The following is a 7,837-nucleotide window of genomic DNA, read 5'->3' as shown; positions in this document are numbered from 1 at the left end:
TCAGGGCCACGGCGGCCAGGGCCACTGCCATTGCGCTGCGTTTGAATGTCTGGAATGCGTTGTTCATGCTCGAGTCTCCTCTGTTATCTAAAATCTGAATGCCGAAACTGCGTGGCCTTACGCCGGGAACGAGAACGGCTGCTCGGGGATCCCCGTGACTCCCGGATTGAAAGAAAATACGCCGCCAGCCAGGGGCTGCTCGGTCGCCACCGAAGGATGATCCGGACGGATCGACGTCACATACAGGGTGTCAAGGTTCTTGCCGCCGAAGGCGCACATGGCCGGCTTCTTGACCGGCAGCTCGACGCTGCGGTCGAGTTTGCCTTCCGGCGTGAAGCGATGCACCATGCCGGCATCGTTGCCGCAGATCCAGTAGCAGCCGTCGGCATCGAGCGCGGCGCCGTCGGGGCGGCCGGGATAAGGATTCATGTCGACGAAGACGCGCCGGTTGGTCGCGACGCCGTCATCGATGTCGTAATCGAAGGCCCAGATCGTCTGCACCGTGGGATGGGAATCCGATACATACATCGTGCGGCCGTCCGGCGACCACGCCATGCCGTTGGGCACGATCATCCGTTCCATCTGCGGAAGCAGCCCGCGGCCGTCGAGCCGGTACACCGTGCCGACCTGGCGCGCGAGCGACATGTCCAGGTGCATGGTGCCCGCCCAGAAGCGGCCCTGGCGATCGCAGCGCCCATCGTTGAAGCGCATCGGCGATTCGGCATGCTCGACCGCCGCGATGCGGCGCACGCCGATGGCGTCGCCTTCCTTGAACTGCACGGAAAACACGCCGGTTTCCATGCCGGCGACAAAGCCGCCCTGGCCGTCGAATCCGATGCAGGCAATCATTTCCGGCGCCTGCCAGGACTTCACCGAATTGTCGGCCGGCGTCCAGCGGTACAGCTTGCCGTCGGGGATGTCGACCCAGAACAGCGACTGGGTCTGCGGATCCCAGACCGGGCTTTCGCCGACGCCGTTCCTGACGTCGGCAACGAGGGTGATGTGTGGATTGCTCATGCTTGATACCCGCCGTGAACGGTTAAACGTCGAAGGGTCCGTGCGTCACGAAGCGGCCGCCCTGGTACACCATCATCGGGTCGTCGGCGGCAGCCGGCGGCTGGGCGTCGATCTTGGCGCGGAACGGCTCCGAGCTGTCCTTAGGCTGCCAACCCAGGTGCGCGGCCTTGCTGTTGTCCCACCAGGAATCGCGGTTGTTGGATGCGCCGTAGACGATGGTGTGGCCGACATTCGGCGTCTGCAGCGAGCAGCGCATCAGTTCGGTCAGGTCGTCGTAGCTGAGGTAGGTCGACATCATGCGCAGGTCGGCCGGCTCGGGGAAAGAGGAGCCGATGCGCACGCACACGGTCTCGATGCCGTAGCGGTCGAAATAGAAACGCGATGTCAGCTCGCCGAAACCCTTGCTGATGCCGTACAGGCTGTCCGGGCGCATCGGCGCGTCGGCGTCGAGCTTTTCGGTCTGCTTGTAAAAGCCGATCACATGATTGGAGCTGGCGAATACGATGCGCTTGACGCCGAGCTTGCGGGCCGCTTCGTAGAGATTGAAGACGCCGACGATATTGGCGTCAAGAATGGGCTTGAATGCGGCTTCTACCGAAATGCCGCCAAGATGCACGACCGCATCCACACCGGTCATCATTTCATGTACTGCAGCCGCATCGGACAAATCGCACTGAAACAACTCTTCATTGGGCGCGGCGGTACCGAGCGAGGAGAGATCTGACAGGCGCAGCGTTTTTGCGAACGGCGCGAGGCGCTGGCGCAGCACCTTTCCCAATCCGCCTGCCGCACCCGTAATGAGAAGTCGGTTCATCATTGACTGTTTCCTTGTATTGGCCATGCCGCGCCGCAGTCGAACGCTCCAAAGTCTTGGCTATACAGCGTCCCGCAACGCAACTTGTTATATGTAAGATGTATGACGACGGAGGTTACCGGAGTCGCATGTAAAATGTCAAGTGCTTGTCACAATGTTTTTTGTGCGCCCACTGCTATCAGATGCCGCGCCACCCGACCGGCGACAATCCTCTAGCTTATGCACCTTAAGCAATACGTTCTTACTTTGTAAGCACATTCCTCCCCAGTCTCCGCACTACTTTGGCACCCGACATGACGCCAGCATTGGCAACCAACTTGTACTGTTGTCAAGCCCCGTCCCATAGAGCCGTCAAGGGACCTGCCGTGTCATTATTGAGTTTCGGCTGGGCATGCAAGACCAGTGCACATCTGGGACGAGAGACTTGTCATGAAAACCCGGAACATGCCGCTGATCGGCAAACGGCATAACAGCGCCTCCATCACGCGGCGGCTTTAATCCCGGAGGCCGGGACTTAAAAGGCTTTACTTTTTCACGACATTTGCAGTTGTTTTGTTTGAAGTTAAGTTGTATGATGTGTGACGTTTTCCAAGTTTGCCCGCGAATGCGACCTCGAACAGGCTTGTTATGCACCTTTCCAGCTCCGCCTGCGCGCAAGTTTTCCTTCAACCTTGAATAGACCAACGAACATGCATCTAGCTGAACTTAAAGCCGCCGTAGGCGCGGGCCTCCTCTCCTTCCCGGTGACCGATTTCGATCAGAGCGGCAACTTCAACGCCGGCACTTATGCAGAGCGCCTGGAATGGCTGGCTCCCTATAACGCTACGGCGCTGTTCGTTGCCGGCGGCACCGGTGAGTTCTTCTCGCTCACGCAGCAGGAATATCCGAACGTGATCAAGACAGCGGTCGATCGCCTCAAGGGCCGCGTGCCGGTCATCGCCGGCACGGGCTATGGCACCCGCACCGCCATTCAGTATGCGCAGGAAGCCGAGCGTCTTGGCGCCGACGGCCTGCTGCTGCTGCCCCACTACCTGAGCGAAGCCAGCCAGGAAGGCCTGTTCCAGCATGTCAAGGCAGTCTGCGAATCGGTGAAGATCGGCGTCATCGTCTACAACCGCGGACCATGCAAGCTGCAGCCTGCAACGCTGGTGCGCCTGGCCGATGCCTGCCCCAACCTGGTCGGCTTCAAGGATGGCTTCGGCGACATCGACCTGATGGTTGCGATCCGCCAGAAGCTGGGTGACCGTTTCGTCTATCTCGGCGGCCTGCCGACCGCGGAAGTGTTCGCGCGTCCCTACCTCGCCATGGGTGTGACGACCTATTCTTCCGCCGTATTCAACTTCATCCCGAAGACCGCGATGGATTTCTACCGCGCGATCCGCGAAGACGACCACGCGACCGTCGATCACCTGCTCAACACCTTCTTCCTGCCGTTCATCGAACTGCGCAACAAGACGCCGGGCTATGCCGTCAGCCTGATCAAGGCCGGTGTCGAGATCGTCGGCCATGGCGGCGGCAAGGTCCGTCCCCCGCTGTCCTCCTGCAACGAGCAGGAATATGAAACGCTGCGCGAGCTGATCAACCGCCTCGGCGCGCAATAAGATCGGCAACCGCGGCGAGCACGCTTGCCGCGGTTGCGCATCCTCACCTGATTGAAAGGGCAACATGAAACCGTATTACAACTTCATCGCCGGCGAATGGGTGCAGGGTGCGCGCACCCTGCAGAACATCAATCCGTCGGACACTTCCGACGTGATCGGCGAATTTGCGCAGGCCGATGCCGAGCAGGCGTTCCAGGCCGTGGCCGCCGCGCGCCAGGCCGTGCCGGCGCTGGCTAAAATGACGCTGCAGGCACGTTCCGACGCACTCGATTTCGTCAGCCGCGAATTGTTCGCGCGACGCGAGGAACTCGGCACCCTGCTGGCCCGCGAAGAAGGCAAGACGCTGGCCGATGGCATCGGCGAAGTCGCCCGCGCCTCCTACATCTTCCGCTTCTTCGCCGGCGAAGTGCTGCATGCCAGCGGCGACCTGATCGATTCCGTGCGTCCCGGCGTGCGCGTCGAGGTCACGCGCGAACCGCTAGGCGTGGTATCGATCATCACGCCGTGGAATTTCCCGATCGCGATCCCGGCGTGGAAGATCGCGCCGGCGCTGGCCTTCGGCAATGCGGTCGTCTTCAAGCCTGCGGAACTCGTGCCCGGCAGCGCCTGGGCGCTGTCGGAAATCATTTCCCGCGCCGGCTTCCCGGCGGGCGCATTCAACCTGGTCATCGGCAAGGGCTCGGAAATCGGCTCCGCGCTGATCGAGTCGCCGCAGGTCGATGCCATCACCTTCACCGGTTCCGTCAGCACCGGCAAGCGCATCGCCGCACAAGCGGTCGGCCGCCTGGCCAAGCTGCAGATGGAAATGGGCGGCAAGAACCCGCAGATCATTCTCGACGACGCCGACCTCAATGTCGCAGTCAATGTGGCGTTACAAAGCGCATTCTTCCAGACCGGCCAGCGCTGCACGGCATCGAGCCGCCTGATCGTTACCGATGGCATCCATGACCGCTTCGTCAATGCGCTGCACGAACGCATGCAAACGCTGCGCATCGATCATGCGCTGAAGGCTGGCACCGACATCGGCCCGGTGGTCGATCAGTCGCAGCTTGACCAGGACCTGCGCTACATCGAGATCGGCAAGCGTGAAGGCGCCAAGCTGGTATTCGGCGGCGAACGCTTGCAGCGCGAAACCAATGGCTTCTACCTGCAGCCGGCGCTCTTCACCGAGACGACGGCCGACATGCAGATCAACCGCGACGAAATCTTCGGGCCGGTGGCCAGCGTGCTGCGCGTGAAGGATTACGAGGAAGCGCTGGCGGCGTCGAACGATACCCAGTTCGGCCTGAGCGCCGGTATCGCCACCACATCGCTGAAATATGCGGAGCACTTCAAGCGCCACGCCGAGGCCGGCATGGTCATGGTGAACCTGCCGACGGCCGGGGTTGACTACCACGTTCCATTCGGCGGCCGCAAGGGATCGAGCTACGGCCCGCGCGAACAAGGCAAGGCCGCACGCGAGTTCTACACGACGGTGAAAACCGCCTATATCGGTTAAGCCGGCTAACTTGGACAGGGATAGCGGAAAGCTGGTCAAACTGCGCAACCGTCATCTCGAGGCCTGGGTCAGCCCAAGCCACGGGGCGGCGGTGGCGCGGCTCTTCGAGCTGGAAACGGGCTTTCACATCCTGCGCGAAACATCGCAGGACGAGATTGCGCGCGGCGAGACGATGAAATTCGGCTGCTTTCCGATGATTCCTTATTCGAACCGCGTCGGATTCAGGCGCCTGGCGTTCGGCGGCCGGTCTTTCGAACTCGACTGCAACCGCGCCGGCGCGCCGCACAGTTTCCATGGCAACGCCTGGATGCAGGCATGGCACATCGATGAACTGCAGGATCATCATCTCGCCGTATCCCTGGTACATGCGGGCGATGGACACTGGCCGTTCCCGTACACGGTGCGCCAGGAGCTGACCCTGGTGCAAAACGCTCTCCACCTGCGGCTTTCGCTGCGCAATACCGGCACCGCGCCCTTCCCGGCAGGCGGCGGCTGGCATCCCTTCTTCAACATCGATCCGGATTCACGCGTGAGCTTCGAGGCGCAGCGCGTCTGGCTCAATGACGAGCACATGCTGCCGCGCGAGTCGGCGTTGACACAAGGCGGCTGGAATTTCAGCGACAGCCGGCCAACGCAGGCGCTCGCGGTCGACAACTGCTTCCAGGGCTGGAGCGGAAACGCCGTTCTTGAACATCCGGCACGTCGCCGCAGGATCACGATCGGCGGCTGCGAACGGCTGGCGTCCCTGGTGGTGTTCCGCCCCTCCGATGGACGCGAGTTTATTGCGCTCGAACCGGTCAGTCATGTCAACAACGGCATGAACCTCATGGCGCAAGGCCATACCGATACCGGCGTGCTAGTCCTGCAACCTCGGGATTCCATGGAAATCGCGATGGAGATCGGCGTACACGGCGGTTGACCCAGGCTGCTCCGTTTCACAGGGCGGGCCGGGCTGCGGCGCTGTCCCTTGCGAGGCTGACTCGCCTCATTCGCAGCCACGTATGCATTCCCGCAATAGGGCATTTGCGTCGCGTCGGGAACCGGACAATGCCTCCATTCCACTCATCACATCATCGAGCGATCAAGCGTATCATCCGGCCCATGCTCGGTTTCAAATCCCTCCGGTCTGTTTCAAGGATCCTTACCGGTATCGAGACCATGCACATGATCAGGAAGAGGCAACTTGACTGCCGCAGCAGGCAAGTTGCTTCCGCGGCCGACCGGCTCCACTCCTTGGTCGCCTGAACGACAGATACCTCGCATTTTCTCTCGCGCTGACCGCCTTATCGCAACAGAGCCGTTTTAAGGCGGGCTTATATCTGCTTATAACAGCACGTGTCGAAGAGGCAGCTGACGTTATTCTAGGAAGATAAATTATTCATCATGGGAATGGCAGACATCAGAACATGTAATTGGATTTATAACTCATCGCTGGTTAAGATAATTCCAGCAAAACACTTTTTAAGGAGCTAACCATGTTCAGCGAATACCTTCCCTTGCTTTCCTTTTCCGCAATTGCCGCCCTGCGCCTGGCCTTGCTGGCCAATGCTGCAATCTCCAAGAAATAAGTCGTGGCAGTCTCCGATGAAGCCGCCCGGCGTGCAGACGCCGGGCGGTTTTCATTTTTGAAATACGGAAAAGGGTATACTTCGCTTAACTACTGGAAGCAATGTCGGCGCAGTACCGGCGCTTGCCCCGGTGATGCTGTGCGCAAGCCACGGGCTTGCCAACATTTCGTTAGCGGAGTGCCCCATTAAAAAGCGTGAAAACCTCGCCGACATGATGTTCGGCTCCATCTTCAGGTCCATCATGGATGGCGAACTGAAAGAGGGAGAGCGGCTTCCGAGCGAAGAAGCCCTGAGCGAAAAGTACAAGGTGTCGCGTCCGACCGTGCGGGAGGCGCTGGCCCGGTTGCGCGTCGGCGGACTGATCGTGTCGCGCCAGGGGTCGGGCAGTTATGTCGGCCGTCCGCCGAACCAGCCCATTCTCAAGTTCGCCGAACTCGAAAGCCTGTCCGATATCCAGCGCTGCTACGAATTCCGGCTGGGAATCGAAGGTGGAGCCGCGGAAATGGCGGCGCGAATGCGCGACGAGAAGGATCTTGCGCAGATCGAAGCCGCCTACGACAGTCTCGACAGGATGATCCGCATGAATGCGGTCGGTACCGAGGAAGATTTTGCCTTCCACCTGTCCATCGCCGCAGCTTCGAAAAATCCCTTGTTCCATACGGTACTGAGCTCCATCAGGAATCAGACGCGATTCAGCATCGCTCTGTCGCGCAATCTGTCGCGCGAGAAGAGCGTCGAGCGCCAGATGATGGTGCAGCGGGAACATCGCGCCATCGTCGATGCGATTATCCGGCAGGACGGCAAGGCGGCGCGTGAAGCGATGCGTGCCCATCTTAACCAGGCGCTGAAGCGCATGTTCTACGGCGAGTCGCAGCAATAGCCGCCGCAAAAACCTAGGCCTAATCCTAAGCAGGTTCGGCTCGTTGCCGGCAATACGCCGAAAGACATGCCGAAAGATATGCCGGAATTCGCCCGCCAAACGAAAAAAGGTCATTCCGACCTTCGGAATGACCTAAACCCCTTTGGGAGAGAGACTCTTTAATTCCGCAATGCCGGACGGTGAATCAATCGCTTTCGGTGATCGGCGGTCGGGCGAACCGCTGTCTCCATGTCGGGCCTTGCAGGGAAATCCAAATACGAGCAGCCGGATTGCGAAGGGACTGCTTTCCGTAAGCGACACGCATTGCCGCTCACGCTGGTTGCCAGGGTATCGCCCGGACTGCCGCTTACTTCGCGTTTTTCTGGATCGTGGCGACCACATCCTTGAGCGCCGGGTCGGTGACGAAGCGGTCATACACCGGCTTCATCGCCGCCGTAAATCCTTTCTTGTCCACGTCCG

At 60.4% G+C, this 7,837-nt stretch carries 6 protein-coding genes and 1 pseudogene; 5 read left to right on the top strand and 2 right to left on the bottom strand.

Annotation, left to right across the window (positions count from 1 at the left end):
• Window positions 1-117: 117 nt before the first annotated feature.
• Complete coding sequence (locus tag RY831_RS32415; protein ID WP_326510419.1) at window positions 118-1,017, bottom strand: SMP-30/gluconolactonase/LRE family protein; 900 nt, start codon at window positions 1,015-1,017, stop codon at window positions 118-120.
• Window positions 1,018-1,039: 22 nt separating this feature from the next.
• Entirely contained in the window at window positions 1,040-1,834 is a 795-nt protein-coding gene (locus RY831_RS32410) for an NAD-dependent epimerase/dehydratase family protein (RefSeq protein WP_326510418.1), read from the bottom strand.
• Between the two features lie 686 nt (window positions 1,835-2,520).
• Between RY831_RS32410 and kdgD the strand changes: the two genes are divergently transcribed.
• From kdgD to RY831_RS32385, 5 genes and pseudogenes are all read left to right on the top strand, one after another.
• The gene (kdgD, locus tag RY831_RS32405; protein ID WP_326510417.1) at window positions 2,521-3,432 is read left to right on the top strand and encodes a 5-dehydro-4-deoxyglucarate dehydratase; all 912 of its coding nucleotides are present in this window, start codon (window positions 2,521-2,523) and stop codon (window positions 3,430-3,432) included.
• Between the two features lie 64 nt (window positions 3,433-3,496).
• Window positions 3,497-4,930: an aldehyde dehydrogenase family protein gene (locus RY831_RS32400; RefSeq protein ID WP_326510416.1), complete on the top strand. Its 1,434-nt coding sequence runs from the start codon at window positions 3,497-3,499 to the stop codon at window positions 4,928-4,930.
• A 10-nt stretch (window positions 4,931-4,940) separates the two neighbouring features.
• Complete coding sequence (locus tag RY831_RS32395; protein WP_326510415.1) at window positions 4,941-5,849, top strand: aldose 1-epimerase; 909 nt, start codon at window positions 4,941-4,943, stop codon at window positions 5,847-5,849.
• Between the two features lie 152 nt (window positions 5,850-6,001).
• Window positions 6,002-6,175, top strand: a pseudogene (locus tag RY831_RS32390) (IS6 family transposase); the annotation flags it as partial.
• Window positions 6,176-6,709: 534 nt separating this feature from the next.
• Window positions 6,710-7,378, top strand: coding sequence for a FadR/GntR family transcriptional regulator (locus RY831_RS32385; protein WP_326510414.1), 669 nt, complete (start codon window positions 6,710-6,712; stop codon window positions 7,376-7,378).
• The last annotated feature ends 459 nt before the right edge of the window (window positions 7,379-7,837 follow it).

This window comes from Noviherbaspirillum album (genome assembly GCF_035916955.1).
Taxonomy (GTDB): domain Bacteria; phylum Pseudomonadota; class Gammaproteobacteria; order Burkholderiales; family Burkholderiaceae_D; genus Noviherbaspirillum; species Noviherbaspirillum album.
This window is presented reverse-complemented; position numbering and strand designations above follow the sequence as displayed.